Genomic DNA, 25,006 nt, shown 5'->3' with positions numbered 1-25,006 from the left:
GCGATAGGATCACAGCAGTTGACCCGTACAAATACTTGTACGGGTCAACTGTACGAGTTGTACCTGTTGGCCGGAGATCGTTGCTGACAGCATCTTTTCCAGAGCGGTGGTCCACATCGCTACTGGGGAAAGGATGCGCACATGAAGATCGGATCGAAGAGCCGCGCGGCGGCCATGGTGTTCACCGTCCTGGCCGGCAGCCTGACGACGTTCGTGGCGAGTACCGGGCAGGCCGCGGCGGTCTGCGAGGTCTACCACTACAACGACATCCAGCAGTTGGGCAGTCCGTGGTACGTGACCATCGGCTCGCGCGCCGGTAAGTACAACGCGGGCTCCAGTGCGACGCCGCTGACTTATGCCCGGGCGACCACGTCCACCAAGTCGACCAGCTGGAAGGTGGAGGCGGGCGGCAGCGTGGGTTGGGGGATCGCGAAGGTCGAGGCGAAGATCGGCCGCGACATCACCAAGTCGATCACCACGGGCACCACCGTGACGAACACGTTGAGTGTGCCGCCGAAGCGCTACGGCTACACCGAGCCGAAGGCGGAGTACCGCAGGTACGTGATCTACGACTACCGGATGGAGCCCAACTGCAAGGGCAAGTACATCAAGACCTGGGGAACGCTCGACGCCATCGTCACCGCGCCGTTCTTCGCGGAGTGCATCTCCACGGCGGTCTGCACGCCGAGGCCCTGACCTGACGGTGTAAGGGTTGAGCTGGACCATGGCCTTACCAGAGCATGGGGGCCATGCCCAGTTCCGCCCGATCCGTGTGGTCGCCCCGTGCCTGATGTCTCCCTCTGGACCATCGTCTTCCTGGTGATCGCCGCCTTTGGGGCCGGTTGGATTGATGCTGTCGTTGGTGGGGGCGGGCTGATCCAGTTGCCGGCGATGTTGCTGGGGTTGCCGAATGCGTCGCCGGCGCAGATTTTGTCCACCAACAAGATCTCGTCGTTGTTCGGTACGACGACGAGCGCGATCACGTACGGCGTCAAGGTGAAGCCGGACCGGCGGACCGTGCTGCCGCTGGCCGGGCTGGCCGGCGTGGCCGCGGCGGGTGGGGCGGTGGTCGCGACCCAGATCCCGATGGCGTGGTTCAAGCCGATCGTGCTGGTGCTGCTGATCGGGGTCGGGATCTACACCTGGGTGAAACCGGACCTCGGCTCGGCGACCATCCTGCGCTTCGACGGCCGCAGTCACTACGTCGCCGCCGGTGCGGTCGGCGCGCTGATCGGCTTCTACGACGGCGCGGTCGGCCCGGGCACCGGGTCGTTCCTGATCTTCGCGCTGGTCGGCCTGATGGGCTACAACTTCCTCCGGGCCAGCGCCAAGGCGAAGATCGCCAACGTCGCCACCAACCTGGGCGCGATCATCGTCTTCGCTCTGCACGGCGCGCCACTGTGGGGACTCGGCCTCATGATGGGCCTGGCGAACCTCCTCGGCGGCCTGCTCGGTGCCCGGACCGCCGTCGCCCGGGGCAGCAGGTTCGTCCGGATCGTCTTCCTGGTGGTCGTTTCCGCCCTCATCCTGCGCCTCGCGTACGACGTGTTCTTCGGCTGATCCTGCATCTCGCGCACGACGTGATCTTCGGCTCAGCCTGTCTCAGGAGCCGACCGAAAGGCCGGCGGAGGTGGTGGGCCGGAGTACGGTTGGCGCGCTGTGGCGACCTGGTCACGCCACGGCATGACCAGTGAGGGTGGTGGGGCGACGGCTATGGAAGGCCTGCGATTCCGGGTTCTCGGGCCGACCGAGGTACGGCAGGACGGCGTGGTGCTGCCGTTGCCGGCCCGTCGGCTCCGGGCCCTGCTCACCGAACTGCTGATCAACGCGAACCGGGTGGTCCCGCCGGGGGAGCTGATCGAGGCGATCTGGGCCGGCGAGCCACCGGCCGGACCGGAGCGGGCTCTTCACACGTCCTTCTCCCGGCTCCGAGCTGCCCTCGGTCCGGCCGCCGAACTGATCCGCACGGTGCCCGGCGGCTACCTGATCGAGCTCGAGCCCGACCAGCTGGACCTGACGACCTTCCGCGCGCTGGTGGAGCAAGCGGGGGCGACCGACGATCCGCAGTACCAAGCACAAGTCCTCGGTGAAGCGCTGGAGCTCTGGCAGGACGTGCCGCTGACCGGGCTCGGGACGGAGTCGCTCGAAGGCCGGCCGTGGCTGATCGAGGAACGGCTGCAGGCGATCGAGCGGCTGGTCGACGCGCGGCTCGCGATCGGCGATCACGCCGCGGTCGTCGCGGACCTGACCGGCCTGACCCGGGAGCATCCGCTGCGGGAACGCGGGTGGGCCCAGTTGATGCTCGCCCTCTACCGCAGCGGCCGGCAGGCGGACGCGCTCGCGGCGTACCGGCGGTTGGCGGGTCTGCTCGCCGAGGAGCTCGGGGTGGATCCGGGCGCCGAGGTCCGTCAGCTGCACCAGGCGATCCTGACCGGTGACGTTCCGCAGGAGACTATGCGGGAAGAGGAGCCCGGGGACGACTGGGCCAGGCATGCCCAGCTGCCGATGGATCTCAGCGACTTCGTCGGCCGCGAGGAGGTGATCACCGAGATCACCGACCGGTTGTCCGAGAGCTCGGCGATGCCCGTCGTCACGATCTCCGGCGCTCCGGGGGTTGGGAAGTCGGCGCTCGCGGTCCACGTCGGGCATCAGTTGCGCACCCGGTTCCCCGACGGGCAGTGGCATGTCCGGCTGGCCGGAGCGGGCAACTCGCCGCGCGATCCGCTCGACGTCCTCGGCGAGCTGCTCAGCCTCGCCGGTGTCGACCCGTACGAACTGCCGGCCGACCTCGATCGGCGTGCGGCCCTGTTGCGGTCCACCCTCGCGGACCGGAAGGTCCTGCTGCTGCTGGACGATGCCCGCGACGCGCGTCAGGTGAAGCCGCTGCTTCCGGGGACGGCCGGGAACGCCGTACTGGTGACGAGTCGCAACGAACTGGCCGGTCTTTCCGTCGCTGTGGGCGCGAAGGGCACTCGGCTGACGATGCTCGATCCCGCCGAGGCGATCGATCTGCTGGCGAGCATGCTCGGTGCCGAGCGGGTGGCGAAAGAGCCGGCTGAGGCCGCGAAGTTGGCTGACGTCTGCGATCGGTTGCCGCTCGCGCTGCGGATCGCGGCCGGTCTGCTGTCCGGGCGCCCGGACCAGTCGATCGCCGGGTACGTCGAAGAGCTTCGCGGAGGTGACCGGCTCGCCGGACTGGCGATCGGGGACGAGCCCGACACCGCCGTGGCGGCCGCTTTCGCCTTGTCCTACGAGGCTTTGCAACCCCCGGCGAGGCGCCTGTTCGCCTTGCTGGGCGTCGTTCCCGGCGGCGACCTCAGCGTTCCGGCGGCCGCGGCCCTGTACGACGGTTCGCCGCGCGAGGTCGGTCCGCTGCTGGAGACGCTGGCCGGCGTCAACCTTCTGCAGCGCGAGCGCAGCCGCTACCGCATGCACGACCTGATCCGCTTGTACGCCGCCGGTCGCGCCGAGGTGGAGCCGGGTGCCGACGCCGCCTGGCAACGACTCATCGGTTGGTACCTCCGCACCGCGGACGCAGCCACCGACTTCGAGCACCGGCCACTCGTGCGGCTCACCGAGCAGCTCTTCGACGAGAATCCGTTCGCCGACGCGGCCCAGGCCGGTGCCTGGCTGGAAGCCGAGGAGCAGAACCTGGTCGCCTGCATCACCCGAGCCGCTGACTCCGGCCCGTACGGCGACGCGTGGCGGCTGGCCGACGTACTGCGGCAGTACTACTCCAGGAACGACCGGGTCGGCCCGTGGCGGCAAGCGGCGACGGCCGGGCTGCGTGCTGCCCTCGCCGCAGGGGATCGCGATGGCGAAGGGGCGATGCGGCACAGCCTCGGCGCGCTGGCCTTCACCGCCGGTGAACCCGAGGTGGCGATCGCGGAGTCGGCCAAGGCCTGCGACGCGTATGCCGAGGCAGGCTTCAAACTCGGCGAGGCCGCGCTCCTGTGCAACCTCGGGATGGCCCACGACGACCACGGCGAATCGGTGCAGGCGGCCGAGTTCCTGATGAAGGGGATCCGCGCGTTCCGGTCGCTCGGCCGGATCGGCACGCTGTGGCCGGCTTTGCACAGCCTGAGCAACGTCTCCCACAACCTCGGTGAGCTGGACGCTGCCGTGGCGGCTGCCTCGGAGGCGCTCGAGATCGCACCGGACGGCTACGCGGGCGTCGTCGGGCGGCTCAACCGAGGGGCGGCGTACCGGCTGCTGGGTGAGCTGGACCGGTCGGAGGCCGACATGACGGCCGCGCTCGCGATGGAGGACCGGCCGAGTTCGCCGGGGCAGTACGAGATCGCCTTGCTGTACGCCGATCTCGGCCGGTACGACGAGGCAGCGGCGTGCGCCGAGTCGGCGCTGGCGATCAGCCGGCGGGACAGTCTGGAATTCCACGAGGCCACCGCGCTCAACACGCTCGGGCTGGTCCGGCGCGGCCAGGGTCGCTGGGACGAAGCCGAGCGGCAGCACGCCGACGCGCGCGACATCGCCGTACGGCTTGGTCATCGTGCGACGGAAGCGGAAGCATTGCTGGGCCTGGCGGCCGTCGCGCTGGCTCGTGCGGACCTTGCCGAGGCGCTCGAGCTCGGTGAGCAGGCTCGTGACCTGGCCGGCGAACTGCGTCAGCGGATCGTCGAGTGCCGGGCCGTGCTGCTGCTCGCCGAAACCAACCGCCAGGTCGGCCGATCCGAAGAAGCCGAGCGTCTCGTCGTCGAGGCGACTGCCATCCAGTCCGGCACCGGCTACCGGAAACCCGTCGCTGCCGTCCACTATTGATCACTACCCTTGGCGGGATGGTGGACTACGACGGTCGGCTGCATCAGGTCTACGCCGCCGGGCGGGCGTTGAAAGCAAGCACGCTGGACATCTGGAAGCAGGTGTTCGCCGAGGTCGCACCCGCGGCGCGACCGTTGACCGTGCTCGATCTGGGCAGCGGGATCGGGCGCTTCACCCCGGCGCTCGCGGAGGTCTTCGGCGGACCGGTGTACGGCGTGGAGCCGTCGGCCCGGATGCGTGAGATCGCGACCGGGACCGCGTCACATCCGGGCGTGACGTATCTGGAGGGCTCGTCCGCTGCGATCCCGCTGCCGGACGCGTCGTGCGATCTGGCCTTGTTGTTCCTCTCCTTCCATCACTTCCCGGACAAGCTGCGCGGGTTGCAGGAGGTCGCTCGGGTGCTACGGCCTGGCGGCGTGGTGATGTTGCGGAGCCAGTTCAGCGATCGGATGCCGGATCTGCCCTGGTACCGGTACTTCGCGTCTGCCCGGCGGGTCGATGCGGAGATGTACCTCCCGTTGGAGGAGGTTCGGGCGCTGGCGACCGAGGCCGGTCTGGTCCCCGAAGTCGAGCCGCGATTCGTGCAAGCCGAGTCTCCGGACACCCTGCGAGCGTCGTACGAGCGGGTGAAGCACCGGGCCTACTCGACCTTCGAGCATCTGCCGGCCGATGAGCTGGACGAAGGGTTCGCCGCTTTCGAGCAGGACGCGGAGGCCGACCCGGATCGCGCATTGGCGCCGATCCCGGGTGCGTTGCTGGTTCTTAGGCGACCGTCCACTCCACGGTGAGAGCAGTCGGTTTGCGGAAGACCAGGCCTCGGGGTGGGGGAGAGGTCGGGGTCAGCCGGAGGTCGGGGAGCCTGGTGAGCAAGGCGGTGACGGCGGTGAGGGCTTCGAGTCTGGTGAGGTGCATGCCGAGGCAGATGTGCGGTCCGCTGGCGAAGGCGAGATGACGACGGGCGTTCGGGCGGCGTACGTCGTACCGGTCGGGCTCCGGGAAGACCTCGGGGTCACGGTTGGCGCCGGCCAGCGAGACGATCACCAGATCACCACGGTGGATCTCGGCGTCGGCCAGAGTCACATCTTGGGTCGCGTAGCGATCGACGACGGCCGCGGCCGGTTCCAGCCGCAAAGATTCTTCCAACGCGTTCGGTAGCAACGAGAGATCGGCTAGCACCTCCGCTAACTCGGACGGGTTGGTGAGGAGATGCCAGAGGGCGTTGGTGATCATGCCCTCGGTCGTCTCGATCCCGCCGAACATCAGTACTGCGGCGTTGGCGACCACCTCGTCGATGCCCAGTCCGGCGCGAGCGGCCTCGGCGATCAGTGAGTCGCCGGAATCGATGCCCCCGGCAACATGTTTGTGCAGCAGCTCGAAGGCCGCCGCTCCTTCCGCGGTCACCGGTCGCCCGGCCGCCACGCCACTCACCGACGACGAGATCGCGTCGTACCACTCCAGCACCGTCGCCGCCGACGTCGGCGCCAGCCCGAGCGAGAACGCCACCACCGCGACAGACAAAGGCCCAGCGACCGTACGCCGAAGGTCAGCCTCCCCAAGATCCTCGATGGCGCCAACCAGTCGATCCACCTCGTCAACCACGAACGAAGTGAACCGCTCCCGCGTCTGCGCCAATCCGAACGGCGCCTCGAACGGCCCCCGATGCTCGCCATGCCGCACCCCATCCAGCGACAGCATCGAAGGCCCCACCACCTGAGCCGTCGAGAACCGCGGATCATCCACCGTGAACACCGCCGGATCCCGCATCACCCGCATCGCCAACTCCCGGCTGGCCACCACCCACCCGCCCAGAGCCTCCACAAACCCCACCGGCCGAAGCCGAGCCAGAGCCTCATGCGGATCCGCTTCCAACTCAGCCAAAGTGGTCATACGCAAGAGCCTAAGTGGTCCGCTCAATCACCAGACCACTAATAGAACTGGTATTGCTGCGACAGATCGGAATTAAACGACTCAGCGGGGCATCTGGTTACGAAACGGCCAGCTCGGCCATCTAGGGTGTGGCCCATGTCAGTGTCAGATTCCTTCCCCACCCCACCGCCCCGGTCCGGGAACCTGGTGCTGCTCCCTGCCGTCGATGTGGCGGATGGGCAGGCCGTCCGACTGGTGCAGGGCGAGGCGGGGAGTGAGACCTCGTACGGTGACCCGCTGGCCGCCGCGATGGCGTGGCAGGAGGCCGGGGCGGACTGGATCCACCTGGTCGATCTGGACGCCGCATTCGGTCGGGGCAGCAACCGTGACCTGCTCGCCGAGGTGACCGGCAAGCTCGACGTCCAGGTCGAGTTGTCCGGCGGGATCCGCGACGACGACTCCCTGGCCGCCGCCCTGGCGACCGGGGCCCGGCGGGTCAACATCGGCACCGCCGCCCTGGAGAACCCGGAATGGTGCGACCGGATCGTGCAGCAGTACGGCGACCGGGTCGCGATCGGGCTGGACGTCCGCGGCCGGACCCTGGCCGCGCGTGGCTGGACCAAGGAGGGCGGCGACCTCTACGAGGTGCTCGAGCGGCTCGAACGGGCCGGCTGCGAGCGGTACGTCGTCACCGATGTGACCAAGGACGGCATGCTGCAGGGCCCGAACCTGGATCTCTACCGCGACCTGTGTGAGCGCACCGCGAAGCCGATCGTCGCCTCCGGCGGCGTCTCCAGCCTCGACGACCTGCGCGCCCTCAGCACCCTGGTGAGCGACGGCGTCGAAGGCGTCATCGTCGGCAAGGCCCTGTACGCCGGTGCGTTCACCCTCACCGAGGCACTCGAACTGACCCGTGGAGGCGACAAGTGAGTCTTGCCGACAAGCTGGCAGGCAAGAAGGTCCTGGTCACCGGTGTCACCGGCTTCGTCGGTGAGGCCCTGCTGCACCGCATCCTCGGCGACCTGCCGACCACCACGGTGGTCGCGATCATCCGTCCGAAGGGCTCCCTAACGGGCAGCGACCGGATGGCGCAGATGCTCAAGAAGGACATCTTCAAGCCGTTCTACGGCGAGGGCACGCCGTACGCCGACGCGGAGGCGCTCACCGCGGCCCGCGTCGAGGTGGTCGAGGGCGACCTGTCCGACGTACCGGCGTTGCCGCGGGATCTCGACATCGTCGTGCACTGTGCCGGTGACGTCAGCTTCGACCCGCCGATCCACGAGGCGTTCACCACCAACGTGCTCGGCACCAAAAGCCTGCTCGAGCGCATCGTCGAGACCGAGCGCTCGGTCCACTACGTGCACATCTCGACCGCCTACACCGCCGGCCGTCGCCGGGGTGCGATCCCCGAGGCGCCGGTCGAGCACAACGTCGACTGGCGGACCGAGGCCGAGGCCGGGATGGCGATGCAGGCCCGGATCGAGGAGGCCTCCCGCAGCGCCGCGATGCTGATCAAGTTCCGCAAGGAGTCGGAGAAGCTGCACCGCCGGGCCGGTCACCTGACTGCGGCGGCCGACACCGAGCGCCGGCGTACGGAATGGGTCGCCAAGAAGCTGGTCGAGACCGGAACCGAGCGCGCCCGCAGCCTCGGCTGGACCGACTGCTACACCTTCACCAAGGCACTCGGCGAGCGCGTGGTGGAGGAGTTCGCCTCGAAACTGCCGACCTCGATCGTCCGGCCGGCCATCATCGAGTCCGCGGTGCAGAGCCCGCACCCGGGCTGGATCGAGGGCTTCAAGATGGCCGAGCCGCTGATCCTTGCCTACGGCCGCGGTGAGCTGCCGGAGTTCCCGGCCAGCCCCGACTCCGTCGTCGAGATCATCCCGGTCGACCACGTGGTCGGCGCGATCTGCGCGGTGATGGCGACCGAGCCCGAGCTGAACAAGCCGGAGTACTACCACGTCAGCTCCGGCGCCCGGAACCCGTTGACCTTCGAGCAGCTCTACGCCGGCGTACGGGCGTACTTCTCAAAGCACCCCTTCGACCTGGGTGAGCGCGGAGCGGTCCGGCTGCCGGTCTGGAAGTTCCCCGGTGGAGACTCGGTCGAGAGCATGCTGCGGTACGGCGAGAAGGCGCACAAGATCGCCGACCGGATCATCACGACCGTGCCGCGCAGCGAGCGGGTCCGCAAGTACGCGCGCGAACTCGACGTCCAGAAGCGCCGGATCGACTTCCTCCGCCGCTACATGGACCTGTACGCCGAATACGCGCAGGCCGAGCTGCAGTTCATCGACGACAACGTGCTCGCGCTGCACAACGCGCTCGAAGGCGACGACCGGGAGAAGTTCTGGTGTGACACCTCGATCGTCGACTGGCAGCACTACCTGCAAGAGGTGCACTGCCCGAGCGTCACCGACTCGCTGCGCCGGCTGGACGTCGTACGGAAGAAGCGGAACAAGGCGCTCGCCGAGACGGCCGGCGTGCTGAAGAAGGTGACGCCGTCCGACGACGCCGAGATCATCGCCGCGTTCGACATGGACGGCACGCTGCTGTCCTCGAACGTGATCGAGACCTACCTGTGGATGCGGCTGCCCGAGCTGGACAGCCACCAGCGGCTCGGCGAGGTCGGCGCGATGCTGCGCAAGCTGCCGAAGCTGATCTCGGCCGAGCGCAAGGACCGGGGCACCTTCCTGCGGACGATCTACCGCCGCTATGAGGGCGCCGACCTGGAAGAGCTGAACCGGATCGTCGACGAGGTGCTGGCCGAGCACGTGCTGGAGAGGCTCAGCGGCGCCGCCGTACGCCGGATCCGCGAGCACAAGGCCGCCGGTCACCGGACGATCCTGATCACCGGTGCCGTCCGGCCGCTGACCAGGCCGCTCGAGCCGCTGTTCGACGAGATCGTCGCGGCCGACCTGGCCGTCGACGACCGCGGCCGCTGCACCGGCTTCCTGACCGGACCGCCGCTGGTCGGTGAGTCCCGGGCCGCCTGGATCAAGCACCGGGCCCGCGGTACGAACATCGACCTCTCGAAGTCCTACGCGTACGCCGACAGCCACTCGGACCTGCCGATGCTGACCGCTGTCGGCAACCCGGTCGCGGTCTCGCCGGACGTCTCGCTGTTCCGGGCTGCCCGGGCCGCGCGCTGGCAGATCGTCGACTGGAAGACGCCCGCCACTTCCTCGCGTCTGGAGATCCCCGGAGTGAACGCCCGATGATGCTCGCACTGGAGATGTACCGCTCGCCGGCCAAGTTCCTGGCCGCCAAGGCGATGGGCAGCCGGATCCCCTCGCTGCTGACCGGACCGGCGGCACCGCTGCGTCTCGTCACGATCAACGAGCCGAAGGCCGACAAGGAGGGCTGGGCGCGGATCCGCCCGATCCTGTCCGGGATCTGCGGCTCCGACCTCGGCATGGTCACCGGCCACACCAAGCTGTACTTCTCGGCGATGGTGTCGATGCCGTTCGTCCCCGGTCATGAGATCGTCGGCGAGCTGCTGGACGACTGCGAGGACCTGCCGAAGGGCACCAGGGTCGTGATGGACTCTGTGCTGACCTGTGCTGCCCGGGGCGTCGAGCCGTGCGACGGCTGTTCGTCCGGGCACTTCAACCGCTGCGACCGGATCACCGTCGGGCATCTGGCGCCGGGACTCCAGACTGGGTTCTGTCAGGACACCGGTGGCGGCTGGGGCAATGTCATGGTGGCTCACCGCAGCCAGCTGTACGCCGTACCGGAGGGTCTGTCCGACGAGCGTGCTGTGCTCGCTGAGCCGCTGGCTTGTGCAGTCCACACTGCTTTGAAAGCAAAGGTGGAGCCGGGGCAGTCGGTGCTGGTCAGCGGTGCCGGAGCGGTTGGGCTGTTCGCGACGCTGGCATTGCGCGAACTCACCCAGGCCGGCCGGATCACCGTGGTCGCCAAGCACGCCAAGCAGCGTGAACTCGCCCGGGCCTTCGGAGCCAGCGACGTGGTCGCGCCGGACGAGGTCTTCCGGGGCGTACGCCGGGCGACCGGGGCATTCCGGCTGAAGCCGCAGGCGGCCAAGGAGTTCCTGCTCGGCGGCGTGGACATCGCCGTCGACGCGGTCGGCAGCAAGGACTCGATCGACACCGTGCTGCGGGTCACCAAGGCCGGCGGCCGGGTGGTGCTGTCGGGCATGCCGTCCACGGGTGCCGATCTGTCCCCGGTGTGGTTCCGTGAACTGGAGCTGACCGGAACGTACGCGTCCTCGCGGGAGGAGCCGAACGACCGGCCCGCCTTCGAGACCGCGCTGGAACTCGCCACGACGGCCCCGCTGGACGGGATCGTCGGGGCCCGCTATCCGCTCTACCGGTGGCGTGAGGCACTCGACCACGCGCAGTCCGCCGGCCGACTGGGGACCGTGAAGGTCGCCTTTGATGTGAGGGCTTCCTGATGGCACGGCTTGGAAAGTACGGCCCGATGAGCGGCGACACGCCCAGTCACAAGGGCCCGATGATTGTTCGACGAGAGAGGTTCTGAGATGGCTCGGCCGGGGTTTGTGCTTGAGGTGGACGACAGGACGCCGCCGCTGCTGGTGCACAACGGTGAGGGGTTCCTGCTGGAGCGTTTCCCGCTGGGCACCCGGGTGGTCTACCCGCCGGAGTCGCTGCCGGCGGTCCGCGATGTCGAAGAGGCGATCCAGAACGCGTTGCTGAACCCGCTCGAGTCCGAGCCGCTGCCGGAGCTGCTGTACGCCGGGATGCGGCTGACGATCGCGTTCGACGACATCTCGATCCCGCTGCCGCCGATGCAGAAGCCGGACATCCGGCAGCGCATCATCGAGGCCGTGCTGACGATGGCCGCCGACGCCGGCGTCGACGACGTCGAGCTGATCTCGGCGAACGCGCTGCACCGCCGGCTCACCCCGAACGAGCTGCGCGACATCGTCGGCGAGCGGGTCTTCCGGTCCTTCTACCCCGACGGCAAGCTGTACAACTTCGACGCCGAGGACCGCGACAACCTCAGCCACCTGGGCCAGACCCGGCACGGCGAGGACGTCGAGATCTCCAAGCGGGCGGCCGAATCGGACCTGCTGGTCTACGTGAACGTGAACCTGGTGGCGATGGACGGCGGTCACAAGTCGACGTCGATCGGCCTGGCGTCGTACAAGTCGCTGAAGCACCACCACAACAGCCACACGATGATCCACTCGCGGTCCTTCATGGACCACAAGGCCTCGAAGATGCACGAGTCGGCCTGGCGGATGGGCGAGGTGCTCACCCAGCACGTCAAGGTCTTCCAGATCGAGACCTCGCTGAACAACGACATCTTCGGCGGCCCGCTGCAGTTCCTGCAGAAGCGCGAGTGGGAATGGTCGATCAAGGACCAGGCCTCGTTCCTGGCCACCAAGCGCGGACTGGAGCTCGCGCCGCCGAAGCTGCGGCACAAGATCTTCACCGAGACCAAGTCGCACTACGGCCTGACCGGTATCAACGCCGGCAAGATCGAGCCGGTGCACGACAAGACCCTGGAGATGGTGCACCGCCAGCACCTGGTCGAGGTGCAGGGCCAGTCCGACGTCGCGATCATGGGCGTGCCGTTCGTCGGCCCGTACAACGTGAACTCGGTGATGAACCCGATCCTCGCGGCCTGCATGGGACTCGGCTACTACTTCAACTCCTACCGGGGCAACCCGATCGTCCGCAAGGACGGCGCGGTCATCCTCTACCACCCGGTGGACTACGAGTTCAGCCAGCTGCACCACCCGTCGTACGTGGACTTCTTCGAGGAGGTGCTGTCGGAGTCGACCGACCCGGCCACCATCGAGGCGAAGTTCGAGAAGCAGTATGCCGAGGACCCGTGGTACATCCACCTGTACCGGACCTCGAACGCGTACCACGGCGTGCACCCGTTCTACATGTGGTACTGGATCAGCCACGCGCTGGACCACTGCGGCGACATCGTCTGGGTCGGCGCGAACCGCAAGACGGTCGAGCGGATGGGCTTCCGGTCCGCCTCGACGCTGCAGGACGCGCTGGAGATGGTGAGCCACTCGGTCGGCCGGTCGCCGTCGATCACCTACCTGCACAACCCGCCGCACCTGCTCGCGGACGTTCGCTGATGGGGGCGAACCTGGTGAAGTTCAGCCGCGACACCGCGCGCGACGTGCGCGTGATGGCGCGCGGCTGGCGCTGGGGCCGGCGGCCGCAGGTACCACGGTCGGCCGAGCCGTACGTGATCCCCAAGGAGACCTCGGTCTTCCCGACCCGCTGGGCCCGTACGCCGGCCGCGATCGCGGTCCGCGAGGTGCTCCTCCAGGGCGGACTCAACGCGGTGATGCGGTACGAGGTGAGCCCGCAGGTGAGCGGGCTCGACTCGCTGACCAAGCTCCGCGGCCCGGCCGTCATCGTGGCGAACCACTCGTCGCACCTGGACACGCCGCTGGTGCTCTGCACACTGCCGGCTGCGATGCGCCGCAAGACGGCGGTGGCGGCGGCAGCTGACTACTTCTTCGACACGTGGTGGCGGGCGACCGCGTCGGCGATCATGTTCAACACGTTCCCGATCGAGCGCCGCGGCGGCAAGCTCAGCCAGACCCCGGGCGACCTGCTCGAGGACGGCTGGAACGTCGTCGTCTTCCCCGAGGGAACCCGGTCGCCCGACGGCTGGATGGAACGCTTCCGGATGGGCGCGGCGTACATCGCCGTCGAGCACGGCGTACCGGTGATTCCGGTGGGCATCAAGGGCTCCTTCGCCGCGATGCCTCGCGGTCGCGGCTGGCCTGTGCCCGGCCGGCCGACGGTCGCAGTACGGTACGGCGACCCGCTGTACCCGGCGGAGGGCGAGAGTCCCCGTGACTTCGCACCCCGCATCACCGCTGCCGTCTCCGCCCTCCTCGACGAAGAGGCAACCACTTGGTGGGAGGCCCGCCGCCGCGTAGCCTCCGGCACCTCCCCCTCCCAGTCCGGCCCCGACGCCGCCCGCTGGCGCCGAGTCTGGGAATCCACCACCCCCGTCAAACCAGCCGGCCAAAAACGCCGAGCCTGGAAGTAGCAGAGCAGCCCCCGCAGAACACATCTGCGGGGTCTTCTCTTTCTGAACCGCTGCGGCGATAGCGTGCGTGCTCATGAACCTGGTGTTCCGGCCGAGCTTCGCTGGTGTCCGTAAGGAGTTCGCGCTGCTGGGCGGCGCGTATCTGGTGATGCTTGTTCTGCTGTGTGTGGCACTGATCAAGTGGACCGGGCTGGTCGTCGCGATCGTGGTGTTCGTCGTGATCGCCGGACTGCTGGCGGCGGTCGTCGTCAGGACGTTCCGGGGTACGACGATCACGGTCACCGACACGACCGTCACGCAGCACCACCCCTGGAACCGGACCGATCGGGTCCTGAACCGGTCCGAGATCATCCGGGTGCTCCGGTTCGACCGGCTCAAGGGCGCGTTGCTGCCGATGAGCGTCCTGCTCGTCGTCGACCGGGATCACCGGCGGCTCGGCGGTGCCGGCTGGCTGTGGAATGCGGACCTGATGAACCAGGTCGCGAGCGCGCTCGCCGATGAGCGGGTTCGGCCCGAGCACTACGCCTCGGTGAGTTCGTTGCAGATCGTGCGGGACTTCGGGGTCGATCCGGATATCAAGCGACGGCCCGTGCGGAGCGCGCTGGTGATGCTGGCCGCCGCGGCGGTTGGCGTCGTGATCGCCTTCTCGTTCTTCCACTCCTGGTTCTGATCCGGCGGACTTTCCGAGCGGGCGTCGTACGGATCGGCGCCGGCCGGTCGGTACGCTTTCCTCGTGAGCCTTGCCGTGCGTGTCATCCCCTGCCTGGACGTCGATGCCGGGCGGGTGGTCAAGGGTGTCAACTTCGCGGATCTGCGGGATGCCGGGGATCCGGTCGAGATGGCGCAGTTGTACGACGCCGAGGGGGCCGACGAGCTGACGTTCCTCGACATCACCGCCTCGTCGGGGTCGCGGGAGACGACGTACGACGTGGTCGGGCGGACCGCCGAGCAGGTGTTCATTCCGCTGACCGTCGGTGGTGGGGTGCGCGAGGCCGCAGATGTGGACCGGCTGCTGCGGGCGGGAGCGGACAAGGTCGGGATCAACACCGGTGCGATCGCGCGCCCGGCCGTGATCGAGGAGATCGCGCACCGGTTCGGCAACCAGGTGCTCGTGCTGTCCCTCGACGTACGGCGTGCTGCCGATCAGCCGAGTGGGTTCGAGGTGACCACGCACGGGGGCCGGAAGTCGGCCGGGCTCGACGCGATCGAGTGGGCCCGCAAGGGCTGGGAGCTCGGGGCGGGGGAGATCCTGCTGAACTCGATGGATGCCGACGGCACCAAAAAAGGTTTCGACCTGGAACTCATCCGGGCCGTCCGCGCGGTCGTCGACATCCCGTTGATCGCCAGCGGCGGAGCGGGGCTGCCCGAGCACTTCCCGCCGGCGGTCGAGGCGGGTGCGGACGCCGTACTGGCCGCGAGTGTCTTCCACTTCGGTGACCTCCGGATCGCCGACGTGAAGAAGGCGCTGCGCGACGCCGGCATCGTGGTCCGGTGAGCGACGTCGTGGCCGGCCACAGCACCACCGACCTGATGGCCGACGTCGAGCACGAACTCTCCACGCTGTTCCGGCGCGCCCGGTCCTCCCAGATGCTGCTCGCCCGCCGGGTGCACCCGGAGATGGACGCGGCCGGCTACGCACTGATCTCCCAGATCGAGCTCGGTACGGCGAGTGGCGGCCCTGGCGTCCGCGCGTCGGATGTCGCCCAGGCACTCGGCCTCGACAAGTCCACGGTCTCGCGCGGCCTGTCCCAACTCGAGTCGCTCGGCCTGATCGAGCGCGTCGAGGACCCCGACGACGGCCGCGCCCGCCTGCTCCGCCTGACCACCACCGGCGCCGCCAGCTTCAACGCCATGCGAACCCAGCGCCAGACCGAGTTCCGGGCCATCCTCGCCCGCTGGGACTCCCCGGACCTCGCGACCCTCGCCACCCTCCTCTCCCGCCTCAACTCAGACCTCAGCTAACACCCCCGTACGCCGGCATCTGTTCCGACCTCTCGGCTCGACGCAGACCTCAGCTGGTACGCCGTACGCCGGCATCCGCTCCGACCTCTCGTCGGCCGAGCCCGCCTCCGCTGCGTCGCGCGCCTCTCTCGGGGACACCACCTTTCCCGGACGGGCGGATGCGACGCTGCCTGCCCACTTACCGGCTCGACTTGCCGATTTTTTGCGATGAAATCGGCGAGTCGAACCGGTAGGTGGCGGGAGTCCGGTGAGTCGAGACGGTAAGTCGCGAGGAGACCGGCGAGTCGGGGCGGGAAGTCGGGCGGGGACCGGCGAGTCGAGCCGGGAAGTGTGCGGGGAGCGGGGAGTTGGGACGGTAGGTCGGGAGGGCAGCGGCGAGTCGGGGCGGGAAGTGGGGCGGAACCGGCGAAGTGGGGCGGAACCTGCGAAGTGAGGTGGGGGCCGGCGAGGCTGGGCACGAGGGGGCCAGCGAATGGTTGCAGAAACCAACTAAATGTGTATATAGTTGGGTTATGCAACTAGCTCAGCAAGCCTCTGTCCCGGAGGTGGAGCGGGACACGCCGGCTCAGGAAGTGCTCGAAGGAGTCAGTTCGCTGCTCCGGGCCGTGCGCTGTATCGAGCACCGGCAGGTCTGGCCGGACGCCGGCCTGCGGCGTGCGGACGCCAGTGTGCTGAAGGTGCTCGCCAAGGACGGCGAGCAGCGCAGCGGCGAGATCGCCGCGAAGCTCGGCGTCGACGCGTCGGTGGTCAGCCGGCAGCTGACCGTGCTGGAGGGCGTCGGCCTGGTGAACCGACGGCCGGATCCGGCCGACGCGCGAGTGTCCCTGGTCGCGCTCAGTGCCCTCGGCGAGCAGCGGCTGCAGGCGCTCTACGCGAGCTACACCCACCATCTTCGCGCCGCCCTGACGGACTGGGATGACGAGCAGATGGCCGCGGCGGCCGAGACCCTGCGCCGCATCGCCGGTGCGGTCACCCAGGCCGCCGAGTCCGTCCGGCGCGTCAACACTTCGACTGGAGACTGATGACTGTCACCGAGAACCGGTATCAGGCGCCCGCTGCCCCGGAGCTCACCCACCGCGAGATCCTCGAGATCCTGATCGGCCTGCTGGCCGCGCTGTTCACGGCGATGCTCAGCTCGACGATCGTCAGCAATGCCCTGCCGACGATCATCGCCGACCTGGAGGGCTCGCAGACGCAGTACACCTGGGTACTGACCGCGAGCCTGCTGGCTACCACGGTGTCCACGCCGATCTGGGGCAAGCTGTCCGACCTGATGAGCAAGAAGCTGCTGGTGCAGCTCGCGATCGTCCTGTTCGTGATCGGCTCGGCGCTTGCCGGCATGGCGCACAACGTTCCGTTCCTGATCGGCGCCCGCGTCCTGCAGGGCCTCGCGATGGGCGGCCTGATGGCGCTGGCCCAGGCGATCATCGGCGCCGCGATCCCGCCAAGGGACAGAGGCCGGTACTCCGGTTACATGGGTGCCGTGATGGCCGCCGCGACTGTGAGTGGTCCGCTCATCGGCGGCGTCATCGTCGACACCTCGTGGCTCGGCTGGCGCTGGTGCTTCTATGTCTGTGTCCCGCTGGCCGTGGTCAGCCTGGTGATCTTGCAGAAGTACCTGAAGCTGCCGATCTTCAAGCGTCGCGTGCAGATGGACTACCTCGGCGCGATCCTGATCAGTGCCGCGGCAAGCCTGCCGCTGATCTGGGTCACCTTCGCCGGCCAGAACTTCGACTGGGTCTCCTGGGAGTCGGCGCTGTTCGTCGGCGGCACGCTGGCGTTCGGCCTGCTCGCCGTACTGGTGGAAACGAAGGCAGCGGAGCCGCTGGTCCCGTTGAAGGTCGTCCGGCAGCGCACCACCGCACTGGCGATCGTCGCCAGCCTCGCGGTCGGCGTCGCGATGTTCGGCAGCGCGCTCTTCCTCGGCCAGTACTTCCAGATCGCCCGTGGCTACAGCCCGACCGAGGCCGGCCTGCTGACCATCCCGATGATGCTCGGTTCGTTCGTCGGCTCGGTAGGGTCCGGCCAGATGATCACCCGGTTCGGCAAGTGGAAGCGGTACCTGATCGCCGGCGGCATCCTGCTCGTCATCGGCCTCGGCATCCTGGGCACGATCGACCACACCAGCCCGTACTGGTACGTCGCTCTCGGGATGGGATCGATGGGCATCGGGATGGGCATGATGATGCAGAACCTGGTGCTCGCCGTACAGAACACCGTCGACGTGACGGAGATCGGTGCATCCAGCGCCACGGTCTCGTTCTTCCGTAGTCTCGGTGGCGCTGTCGGCGTCTCCGTCCTCGGTGCCGTGCTTGCGGCCCGCGTGAAGGATCTGCTGATCCAGGGTCTGCTGGCCGGACCGGGTGGCGCCGAGGCGGCGCGCAAGGTGCAGGAAGGCGGCGGCGGGACGAGCCTGCTCGACGTCAATCACCTGCCCCCGCAGCTCGCCGAGCTCGTCCGGCACTCGTACGGCGACGCGACCGGCCGGATCTTCACCATCGCCGCGCTCTGCGGCCTGGTCAGCCTGATCGCGGTCCTGTTCATCAAGGAGGTCCCGCTCCGGCGTACCGTCGCCAAGATCGAGACCCTTGAAGACTGAGTACTACGGATGCAAGGCGGGCGGTGCTTCCGACGGGGGAGCGCCGCCTCCTTGCATTTCAGGCGGTTCAAGGCCGGCCAGCGACTTCGTCGCGAGGATGGGCGAACCGAGCAGCCAGAGGACGGCAAGGAAACCGCCGGCCGAGGAGATCAGCAAGGTCTCCCGTACGCCGATCCAGGTACCGAGGAATCCACCGACGATCGCACCGAGCGGCCGGACCCCGTAGTTGATGCTGCTGAACGCTCCGCTGACCCGGCTTCGCATGTGCTCGTGGGTCACGGCCGCCTGCAATGAGTTCAACGGCACGTCGAAGCACATCACCGCGAAGGCCCCGACGAACTCGGCCGCGCCGAGGGCCGCCGCGCGGACCCAGATCGGGCCGGACGCCAACGCCGCGATGGCGATCGAGGCGGGGAACACGATCGCCCCGATCGCGATGACCCGGCCGGCGCCGAGCATTCTGGTCAGCGGGGTCGCGGCCAGCGCGCCCAGTAGCCCACCGGAGGCGCCGATCCCGAAGGCGAGGCCGATCGTGCCGGCGGAGAGTTCGAGAATGCGGCTCGCGAACAGGACGAGGAGCGCGATGCTGATCAGGTTGAAGAAGTTCACCGTCGTCGCACAGGCGAGGCTGACGCGCAGATAGGGATGCTTCAGCAGGTAGCGCATCCCCTCGCGAGACCTGCGCAGCAAGGATTCCTCGGTCACCTCGTGGTCGGCCGGAGTCACCTTCAGGCGGCTGATCTGCAGCGCCGAGAAGACGAACGAGAGCGCGTCCACGACGATCGCGACCGGCGCGGTCAGCCATTGCACCAGGACGCCGGCGACCGCGGGCCCACCCATGAACGAGATCGACCTGGTCGCCGAGAGCTTGCTGTTGGCTTCCATGAACTGGTCGCGGGAGACGAGCCGGACGAAGAACGACGCGTACGCCGTACTGAAGACGACGTGTGCGGTGCCGGCCAGGATCGCGATCGCGTAGAGCTGGCCGAGGGTCAGCGCGTCCAGCCAGTACGCCGCAGGGAGCGAGAGCAGCACGATCGTCCGGGTCAGGTCAGCCGCGATCATCAAGGGGCGTTTGTCGCGGCGCTGATCGACCCAGGCGCCGATGAAGAGCGAGGCCAGGTTGGGTAGCCAGACTGCGGCGGTCAGGAAGCCGACCTGACTTGGCGAAGCGTTCAGCAGCGTGACGGCGATCAGCGGCAGCGCCAGTTCGGTGATCCGATCGCCGAACTCCGAAACGCCCTGGGCGGACCAGAAGGTCCGGAACCGGCGATCACGCCACAAGCTGGCGGCGGGCAGAGTTCTCACGGGAAACCTCGTTCGGGCAGGCGGAGTAAGGGAAGGAAGGCGAGAGCCGGCCGCAAGGCGGGAGCACGGACCGTCACGTGGTTGCTTCGGGCAATGAGATCGGAGGAGGCGGGTAGTCAGGTAGGCGCTTCGGGTAAGGAGATGGAGGAGGCGGCGGTCAGGTTGTTGCTTCGGGCAAGGAGATGCGGAGGAGGCGGACCGGGCGGGCGTCCTCGGGCAGGTCGCCGTGGTCGCGGCGGTGGACGTACGGCGCGAGCAGCTGCTCGATCGCGGACTCGACGGCGTCGGCCTCCTCGCGGGTGAGGACTAGCAGGGTGTTGGCCGAACCGGCCAGCCTGCTCCACTCGGGATCGAGCTGTGGCTCGGTCTCGGTGAGCCACCGCTGGGCGGCTTCCATCGCCTGGTTCATCAGCTCGACCCGTAGCAGGCGCCCGGCCTCCCGGCCCTCGGGCGTATCCGGCATCTCGACCCGGAACCCGCGGGCGACCGCCTTCCACCAGCGCTGCCGCCGATCGCTGCCGCTGGGCGGGGGGCCGTCGACCACCAAGCCGAATGAAGCCAGGTGGCGCAGATGCCAGCTCGTCACCGACGGGGAGGCGCCGACGTGCTCGGAGAGCTGGGTCGCCGTGGCCGGACCGTTCTTCTGCAGGTAACTGAGTGCGGCGAGCCGGACCGGGTGCGCCAACGCTCGCATCGCCTGCGGGTCGGTGATCTCGAAATCGCCGTACGGATTCTTGAGAGACACGTTTCGAGAGTAATCTCTCAGATCTCGCTGCGCAGCAGTGTTAAGCAGCTGCGTAGTAAATTCGCTAATATACTGCCTAGATACCGGTGTTATGGTTAACAGATGCGTAGTAACGAAGAGGCGGCCAAGCGGATCCTGACGGGCAGTGGGTTGTTCGCCGCCAGAGCCAGGGCGGAGCGCGCCGGTGCGATCACCCTCGCCCAGACCGGCGTACTGCGGCAGCTCGCCAAGGCCGGCGCGCTGACCCCGAGCGAGCTGGCCGAGCGGCTCCGGACCCAGCCGCAGTCGCTGTCCCGGGTGTTCGCCGCATTGGAGGAGCAGGGCTGGATCCGCCGCCGCCCCGCCCCGGACGACGGCCGCCAGTCGTTGCTGGAGATCACCCAGGCGGGTGCCGACGGGCTCGCCGCCGAGCTCCGGCCGCGGGAGATCTGGCTGGCCGGGGCGCTGGAAAAACTGACCGAAGCGGAGCGGGACTTCCTCGTCGTCGCGGCCGGTCTGCTGGAACGACTCTCGGAGGACGACGGCCGATGACGGCAACCATCACGACCGACATCACCATCGACAAGGCCCCGGTACGCCGGGTGGCGCGCCTGTTCCGCCCGTACCGCTGGTCCATCGCCGTCCTGGTGCTGATCTCGGTCGCCCAGGGTGCCGCGGGCGTCGCTTCGCCGTTCATGGTCCGCGAGATCGTCGACCGGGCGCTCCCGCAGCGCAGCGCGTCGCTGGTCGTCCTGTACTCCGGCGGCATGATCGTCGCCGCCGCGCTCGCAGCGGTGCTCGGCGTCGCCTCGACCCGGCTCTCGAACGTGATCGGCCAGGGCGTGATGCACGATCTCCGGGTCGGCGTGTACGACCACCTGCAACGGATGTCGCTCGGCTTCTTCACCCGCACCCGGGCCGGCGAGCTGCAGTCCCGGATCGCGAACGACATCGGCGGCGTGGACAACGTCGTCATCAATACGGCCAGCTCGGTGGTCCAGAACGGGATCGCCGCCCTCACCGTCGGCGTCGCCGCGCTGATCATGAACTGGAAGCTCGCGATCGTCTGCTTGATCGTCGTACCGGTGTTCCTCGCCTTCTCGTTCCGGATCGGCCGCCAGCAGCGCCAGATCGCCCGCGGCCGGCAGCAGCAACTCGCCGGCATCACCGCGCTGGTCGAGGAATCCCTGTCGGTCGCAGGGGTCCTGCTCGCCAAGACCCTCGGCCGCCAGCGCGAACTGTCGCAGCGCTTCGCCACCGAATCCCGTGCGCTGTCGAAGACCGAACTCGACGCGGCGATGAACGGCAAGTGGGTGAACTCGAGCCGCCGGGCCAGCCTGACGATGATCCCCGCGATCATCTACCTCGTCTCCGGCCTCACCCTCGCGCACGGCTCGGCCCAGTTCTCGATCGGCACCGTGGTCGCCTTCACCACCATGCTGAACCGCCTGGTCGCCCCGGCCACCGCTCTGCAAGGAATCGGCACCGCCGCCTCGACCTCGATGGCTCTCTTCGGCCGCATCTTCGACGTACTCGATCTGCCGGTCGACGTCGCCGAGAAGCCGGACGCCCGAAGCCTGCCGCACCCACGCGGCGAAGTACGGATCTCCAACGCTTCCTTCCGGTACTCCGACGACGCACCCTGGACGCTCGCCGACATCGACTTCGTCGTCGAGCCCGGTACGACGACCGCGTTGGTCGGGGAGACCGGGTCGGGCAAGACGACGCTCGCTTACCTCGTCGCCCGGTTGTACGACCCGCAACGCGGCCAGGTGATGATCGATGGCGTCGACCTGCGCGACCTGACCTTCTCCGCGATCTCGGATGCCGTCGGCCTGGTCTCGCAGGAGACCTACCTCTTCCATGAGTCGGTCCGCGAGAACCTCCGCTTCGCGGCGCCGTCGGCCACCGATGCCGAGGTGATCGCGGCGGCCCGGGCGGCCCGGATCCACGAGCTGATCGCCGGCCTGCCCGAGGGGTACGACACGGTCGTCGGCGCCCGCGGCTACCGCTTCTCCGGTGGTGAGCGGCAGCGGCTCGCGATCGCCCGGATGCTGCTGCGGAACCCGCCGATCCTGATCCTCGACGAGGCGACCAGCGCGCTCGACAACGAGACCGAGCGCGCGGTCCAGGCCGCGATCGACGAACTGGCCCGGGACCGGACGACGATCGCGATCGCGCACCGGCTCTCGACCGTCCGGAACGCGGACCAGATCCTCGTCCTCGACCACGGCCGGATCGTCGAACGCGGCACCCACGCGGAGCTGCTGGCGAACTCCGGCCGCTACGCCCGCTTGCACGGCGCCCTCACCTGATCCACGAGGCCCGATCCGCCGGGCCCCGAACCATTGCCTGCTGGATTTATCTGAAATTGGATGGAACCGGATGGGGGAGCAGCGCGTGTTAGGGGTGTGAGGCACATCGACGGCGATCCCGCGGCGGAGGTTGCGGCGCTCTATGCGCGGACCTGGCCGCGGCTGATCGGTGTGCTGGTCTCGATCGGGGGTTCACGTGCCGATGCCGAAGAGGTGGCGCAGGACGCGTACGTGAAACTGCTCGGCCACTGGGACCGGATCCGCCGCTACGACGATCCGGAAGCCTGGGTGCGGGCGGTCGCCGTACGGACTCTGGTCAGCCGGCTCCGGCGTCAGCAGGTGGCGGCTCGTGCCTCCGCGAAGTTGCTGGGCAGGACCGGCGAGGTCCGTGAGCCGGACGGCGAGGCGCTCGATGTCTCGGCCGCGCTGGCCAGGATCAGCCCCGCCCAACGAGCTGTGGTGGTGCTGCACCACGTGATGGATCTACCGATCGAACAGGTCGCCGACGAGCTGGGGTTGCCGCCGGGGACCGTGAAGTCCCGGCTGGCCCGGGCGCGGCAGGCGCTCGCGCCGCTACTGGCTGTCCAGGAGGAGGTGCCACATCATGTCTGAGCTCCGCGATCTACTGACCGAGTACGTCGACGAGCGGACGCCCGAGCAGGCGCCGCCGTTCACCCAGGTCGAATCCGCCGTACGCCGGAAGCGGCGCAACCGTGGTCTCGCGGCGACCGCGGTGGTGGCGCTGGTCGTCGGGGGAGTCGCGGTCGCGAGCTTCAACCTGCCCCGCGCCGAGGAGGAGCCGGCGAGCCCACCGGTCAGTGCGCCCGTGCTCGGTTCGCTGGACGACGGACCGCCGCCGGCGAAGTTCAGGTTCGGGGCGACCCTGATGATCCTCACCGGCGAGATCCCGGTGGTCGCGGTGTCCGCCGATCCGAACAATTCGTCCGGTCTGATCGTGGACGCGACCCGTGACGACGACGAGAGCTGTCTGCCGCACACGATGGTGCGGATCCTCGCGCAGGACGCCAAGACGGTCCGGATCGCCGCGTACCGGTACGCGGTGGCGCCGGATCAGCCCGAGGCCCAGCAGTGTCTGAAACCTGGTGGAAAGGACCTGCGGATCCCGCTGGATCTGCGCTGGCAACTCGGGAGCAGGAAGGTGCTGGCCGGCACGACTGGGAACCGGTCGGTCCTGAACTGACGACCTCGCCGGGGCGGACCGCGACCACCCCGGCGAGGAAGTCTGTCGCTCGATTCCGTCAGCCGGGGTCAGCCGATCCCGGCACCGCCTTCATTGCTGCCGACAGGTAGCCGGTTCCGATCCGGAGGCCGTCGAGCCACTTCGTCAGCCGCGACGCTTCGGCGTCGAGTGCTTTGCTCGTCCGCGCCGAGATCTTCTCCAGCTTCCGTACTTCGACCACGCCGTCGGCGTCCTGGACCCAGCAGCCGACGATCCGCCCGTCCGCCCAAGCTGTCGTCCCGGCGTTCCCGTTGCGGTCGAAAAGCTGATCACGATGCGGCCCGAGGTAGAAGTCGCGGCGCTTCCAGCCCATCACCGTCGGATCCATCGCCGGCAACAACGCCACCCACGGCCCGGGATCAGCCGCTTCCTCGAGGTCATCCGGCAACAGCCACCCGGTCGACCCGTCATCAAGCTCGACCTCAACCGCGTGCAGCTCCGCCAAAGCAGTCCGTACGACGCCCTTCGTGCTCCCCAACCACCACACCAGATCGTCTTCCGTCCCCGGCCCGAACGAGAAAAGCCACCGCCGAACCAGCTCCCGATACCCCTCACTAGAAGAAGGCAAAGTCTCCATTTCTGCTCCGAGCCAGCGGTTCATCAGTAGCCAGCGGGGGCGGGAGGTGGTCCAGCGGCCGGTGTTCAGGCCTCGGACGAGTTCACCCTCGACGCCGAGCAGCGTGAGCACCCCGGAGGCCGTGAAGGTCTGCCCCGCCGAGAGCTCGACCTTCACATCGATCATCGGTACGGCCTTGCGCACCTCGGACGCCGTGCATCCGTCCGGGTTCTCCGCGAGCAACGCGAGGATCTCGGCCCGCGCCTGCTTCAGCCACAGGTCGCCGTCGGCCGCGATCCCGACCTTGACGATCCCCTTCGCGATCCGGGTTCGCTCGGCAGCGGCGACACGTGCCGACGCGCTCGCCCAAGCTGCGGGCAACAGCTCGCGCGGAAACACGAAGAGCGTGCGCCGCATGGCCAACTGCTTCACCAGACTGCGGTCCTCATACAGCGCGCGATCCAGATCGGCGACCTCGAACCCGTCGACCCGGGCCCAGCAGGATAGGTAGACCGAGGCTGCCTCGGTCGCATGCAGCACCGTCAGCGCCCGCGTCGCCGCTTCCGCAGTACCGACTTTGAACGCAGGCGCCAGCGCGTGCCGGGCTGCGATCCGGGCACGGCGTTCGTCGTCGGTCACGTGGTGCATG

At 68.5% G+C, this 25,006-nt stretch carries 22 protein-coding genes; 18 read left to right on the top strand and 4 right to left on the bottom strand.

Annotated elements, in window-relative coordinates; translation table 11 throughout:
- Positions 1-141: 141 nt before the first annotated feature.
- The 4 genes from ABZ004_RS27605 (at position 142) to ABZ004_RS27590 (ending at position 5,564) form a co-directional block, all read left to right on the top strand.
- Positions 142-696: a hypothetical protein gene (locus ABZ004_RS27605; RefSeq protein ID WP_355683972.1), complete on the top strand. Its 555-nt coding sequence runs from the start codon at positions 142-144 to the stop codon at positions 694-696.
- 87 nt (positions 697-783) lie between these two features.
- Positions 784-1,560 (top strand): TSUP family transporter, encoded by a 777-nt coding sequence (locus ABZ004_RS27600; RefSeq protein ID WP_355683971.1) that lies wholly within the window; start codon positions 784-786, stop codon positions 1,558-1,560.
- Positions 1,561-1,713: 153 nt separating this feature from the next.
- Positions 1,714-4,776, top strand: a complete 3,063-nt coding sequence (locus ABZ004_RS27595) for a BTAD domain-containing putative transcriptional regulator (RefSeq protein ID WP_355683970.1) — start codon at positions 1,714-1,716, stop codon at positions 4,774-4,776.
- A 17-nt stretch (positions 4,777-4,793) separates the two neighbouring features.
- Positions 4,794-5,564, top strand: coding sequence for a methyltransferase domain-containing protein (locus ABZ004_RS27590; RefSeq protein WP_355683969.1), 771 nt, complete (start codon positions 4,794-4,796; stop codon positions 5,562-5,564).
- On the opposite strand, the gene ABZ004_RS27585 is transcribed toward ABZ004_RS27590, so the two are convergent.
- Positions 5,539-6,663: a cytochrome P450 gene (locus ABZ004_RS27585; protein ID WP_355683968.1), complete on the bottom strand. Its 1,125-nt coding sequence runs from the start codon at positions 6,661-6,663 to the stop codon at positions 5,539-5,541. The two genes, ABZ004_RS27590 and ABZ004_RS27585, sit on opposite strands and share 26 nt — an antisense overlap.
- Before the next feature lie 135 nt (positions 6,664-6,798).
- Between ABZ004_RS27585 and priA the strand changes: the two genes are divergently transcribed.
- The 10 genes from priA (at position 6,799) to ABZ004_RS27535 (ending at position 18,214) form a co-directional block, all read left to right on the top strand.
- Positions 6,799-7,572, top strand: a complete 774-nt coding sequence (priA, locus tag ABZ004_RS27580; RefSeq protein WP_355683967.1) for a bifunctional 1-(5-phosphoribosyl)-5-((5-phosphoribosylamino)methylideneamino)imidazole-4-carboxamide isomerase/phosphoribosylanthranilate isomerase PriA — start codon at positions 6,799-6,801, stop codon at positions 7,570-7,572.
- On the top strand, positions 7,569-9,860 hold the full coding sequence (locus tag ABZ004_RS27575; RefSeq protein ID WP_355683966.1) for an HAD-IB family hydrolase: 2,292 nt from the start codon (positions 7,569-7,571) through the stop codon (positions 9,858-9,860). The genes priA and ABZ004_RS27575 overlap by 4 nt, the downstream gene beginning before the upstream one ends.
- Positions 9,857-11,053, top strand: coding sequence for a zinc-binding dehydrogenase (locus ABZ004_RS27570; protein ID WP_355683965.1), 1,197 nt, complete (start codon positions 9,857-9,859; stop codon positions 11,051-11,053). The genes ABZ004_RS27575 and ABZ004_RS27570 overlap by 4 nt, the downstream gene beginning before the upstream one ends.
- Positions 11,054-11,167: 114 nt before the next feature.
- Entirely contained in the window at positions 11,168-12,721 is a 1,554-nt protein-coding gene (locus tag ABZ004_RS27565; RefSeq protein WP_355683964.1) for a lactate racemase domain-containing protein, read from the top strand.
- A complete protein-coding gene (locus tag ABZ004_RS27560; RefSeq protein WP_355683963.1) occupies positions 12,721-13,653 on the top strand; it encodes a lysophospholipid acyltransferase family protein in 933 nt (310 codons plus the stop codon). The genes ABZ004_RS27565 and ABZ004_RS27560 overlap by 1 nt, the downstream gene beginning before the upstream one ends.
- Before the next feature lie 73 nt (positions 13,654-13,726).
- A complete protein-coding gene (locus ABZ004_RS27555; RefSeq protein WP_355683962.1) occupies positions 13,727-14,323 on the top strand; it encodes a hypothetical protein in 597 nt (198 codons plus the stop codon).
- 63 nt (positions 14,324-14,386) lie between these two features.
- Positions 14,387-15,148 carry an imidazole glycerol phosphate synthase subunit HisF gene (gene hisF / locus ABZ004_RS27550; RefSeq protein ID WP_355683961.1) on the top strand — a complete coding sequence of 254 codons (762 nt, stop codon included), beginning with the start codon at positions 14,387-14,389 and terminating at the stop codon, positions 15,146-15,148.
- Positions 15,145-15,615: a MarR family transcriptional regulator gene (locus ABZ004_RS27545; protein ID WP_355683960.1), complete on the top strand. Its 471-nt coding sequence runs from the start codon at positions 15,145-15,147 to the stop codon at positions 15,613-15,615. The genes hisF and ABZ004_RS27545 overlap by 4 nt, the downstream gene beginning before the upstream one ends.
- A gap of 512 nt (positions 15,616-16,127) precedes the next feature.
- Positions 16,128-16,637: a MarR family winged helix-turn-helix transcriptional regulator gene (locus tag ABZ004_RS27540; RefSeq protein WP_355683959.1), complete on the top strand. Its 510-nt coding sequence runs from the start codon at positions 16,128-16,130 to the stop codon at positions 16,635-16,637.
- Positions 16,637-18,214 (top strand): MFS transporter, encoded by a 1,578-nt coding sequence (locus ABZ004_RS27535; RefSeq protein WP_355683958.1) that lies wholly within the window; start codon positions 16,637-16,639, stop codon positions 18,212-18,214. Before ABZ004_RS27540 ends, ABZ004_RS27535 begins: the two co-directional genes overlap by 1 nt.
- Before the next feature lie 3 nt (positions 18,215-18,217).
- On the opposite strand, the gene ABZ004_RS27530 is transcribed toward ABZ004_RS27535, so the two are convergent.
- The gene (locus ABZ004_RS27530; RefSeq protein WP_355683957.1) at positions 18,218-19,522 is read right to left on the bottom strand and encodes an MFS transporter; all 1,305 of its coding nucleotides are present in this window, start codon (positions 19,520-19,522) and stop codon (positions 18,218-18,220) included.
- A gap of 157 nt (positions 19,523-19,679) precedes the next feature.
- Positions 19,680-20,267 carry a helix-turn-helix domain-containing protein gene (locus ABZ004_RS27525; RefSeq protein WP_355683956.1) on the bottom strand — a complete coding sequence of 196 codons (588 nt, stop codon included), beginning with the start codon at positions 20,265-20,267 and terminating at the stop codon, positions 19,680-19,682.
- Positions 20,268-20,369: 102 nt separating this feature from the next.
- Here ABZ004_RS27525 and ABZ004_RS27520 point away from each other — a divergent pair, with 102 nt between their 5' ends.
- The 4 genes from ABZ004_RS27520 (at position 20,370) to ABZ004_RS27505 (ending at position 23,762) form a co-directional block, all read left to right on the top strand.
- Positions 20,370-20,798 carry a MarR family transcriptional regulator gene (locus tag ABZ004_RS27520; RefSeq protein ID WP_355683955.1) on the top strand — a complete coding sequence of 143 codons (429 nt, stop codon included), beginning with the start codon at positions 20,370-20,372 and terminating at the stop codon, positions 20,796-20,798.
- Positions 20,795-22,561 (top strand): ABC transporter ATP-binding protein, encoded by a 1,767-nt coding sequence (locus ABZ004_RS27515; protein ID WP_355683954.1) that lies wholly within the window; start codon positions 20,795-20,797, stop codon positions 22,559-22,561. Before ABZ004_RS27520 ends, ABZ004_RS27515 begins: the two co-directional genes overlap by 4 nt.
- A gap of 96 nt (positions 22,562-22,657) precedes the next feature.
- Positions 22,658-23,173 carry a SigE family RNA polymerase sigma factor gene (locus tag ABZ004_RS27510; RefSeq protein WP_355683953.1) on the top strand — a complete coding sequence of 172 codons (516 nt, stop codon included), beginning with the start codon at positions 22,658-22,660 and terminating at the stop codon, positions 23,171-23,173.
- Positions 23,166-23,762, top strand: a complete 597-nt coding sequence (locus ABZ004_RS27505; RefSeq protein ID WP_355683952.1) for a hypothetical protein — start codon at positions 23,166-23,168, stop codon at positions 23,760-23,762. The genes ABZ004_RS27510 and ABZ004_RS27505 overlap by 8 nt, the downstream gene beginning before the upstream one ends.
- Positions 23,763-23,820: 58 nt before the next feature.
- Here the strand turns inward: ABZ004_RS27505 and ABZ004_RS27500 are convergent, their stop codons facing one another.
- Entirely contained in the window at positions 23,821-25,005 is a 1,185-nt protein-coding gene (locus ABZ004_RS27500) for a winged helix DNA-binding domain-containing protein (protein ID WP_355683951.1), read from the bottom strand.
- Between the last annotated feature and the right edge of the window lies 1 nt (position 25,006).

This window comes from Kribbella sp. NPDC006257, from assembly GCF_040613535.1.
Classification (GTDB): Bacteria; Actinomycetota; Actinomycetes; order Propionibacteriales; family Kribbellaceae; genus Kribbella.
This window is presented reverse-complemented; position numbering and strand designations above follow the sequence as displayed.

What these genes read in the sequence shown, in the direction of transcription:
- ABZ004_RS27605 (WP_355683972.1), top strand. Translation starts at nt 142, where the DNA reads ATGAAGATCGGATCGAAGAGCCGCGCGGCGGCCATGGTGTTCACCGTC.
- ABZ004_RS27595 (WP_355683970.1), top strand. Translation starts at nt 1,714, where the DNA reads ATGGAAGGCCTGCGATTCCGGGTTCTCGGGCCGACCGAGGTACGGCAG.
- ABZ004_RS27590 (WP_355683969.1), top strand. Translation starts at nt 4,794, where the DNA reads ATGGTGGACTACGACGGTCGGCTGCATCAGGTCTACGCCGCCGGGCGG.
- ABZ004_RS27585 (WP_355683968.1), bottom strand. Translation starts at nt 6,663, where the DNA reads ATGACCACTTTGGCTGAGTTGGAAGCGGATCCGCATGAGGCTCTGGCT.
- priA (WP_355683967.1), top strand. Translation starts at nt 6,799, where the DNA reads ATGTCAGTGTCAGATTCCTTCCCCACCCCACCGCCCCGGTCCGGGAAC.
- ABZ004_RS27570 (WP_355683965.1), top strand. Translation starts at nt 9,857, where the DNA reads ATGATGCTCGCACTGGAGATGTACCGCTCGCCGGCCAAGTTCCTGGCC.
- ABZ004_RS27560 (WP_355683963.1), top strand. Translation starts at nt 12,721, where the DNA reads ATGGGGGCGAACCTGGTGAAGTTCAGCCGCGACACCGCGCGCGACGTG.
- ABZ004_RS27555 (WP_355683962.1), top strand. Translation starts at nt 13,727, where the DNA reads ATGAACCTGGTGTTCCGGCCGAGCTTCGCTGGTGTCCGTAAGGAGTTC.
- ABZ004_RS27540 (WP_355683959.1), top strand. Translation starts at nt 16,128, where the DNA reads ATGCAACTAGCTCAGCAAGCCTCTGTCCCGGAGGTGGAGCGGGACACG.
- ABZ004_RS27535 (WP_355683958.1), top strand. Translation starts at nt 16,637, where the DNA reads ATGACTGTCACCGAGAACCGGTATCAGGCGCCCGCTGCCCCGGAGCTC.
- ABZ004_RS27520 (WP_355683955.1), top strand. Translation starts at nt 20,370, where the DNA reads ATGCGTAGTAACGAAGAGGCGGCCAAGCGGATCCTGACGGGCAGTGGG.
- ABZ004_RS27515 (WP_355683954.1), top strand. Translation starts at nt 20,795, where the DNA reads ATGACGGCAACCATCACGACCGACATCACCATCGACAAGGCCCCGGTA.
- ABZ004_RS27505 (WP_355683952.1), top strand. Translation starts at nt 23,166, where the DNA reads ATGTCTGAGCTCCGCGATCTACTGACCGAGTACGTCGACGAGCGGACG.
- ABZ004_RS27500 (WP_355683951.1), bottom strand. Translation starts at nt 25,005, where the DNA reads ATGCACCACGTGACCGACGACGAACGCCGTGCCCGGATCGCAGCCCGG.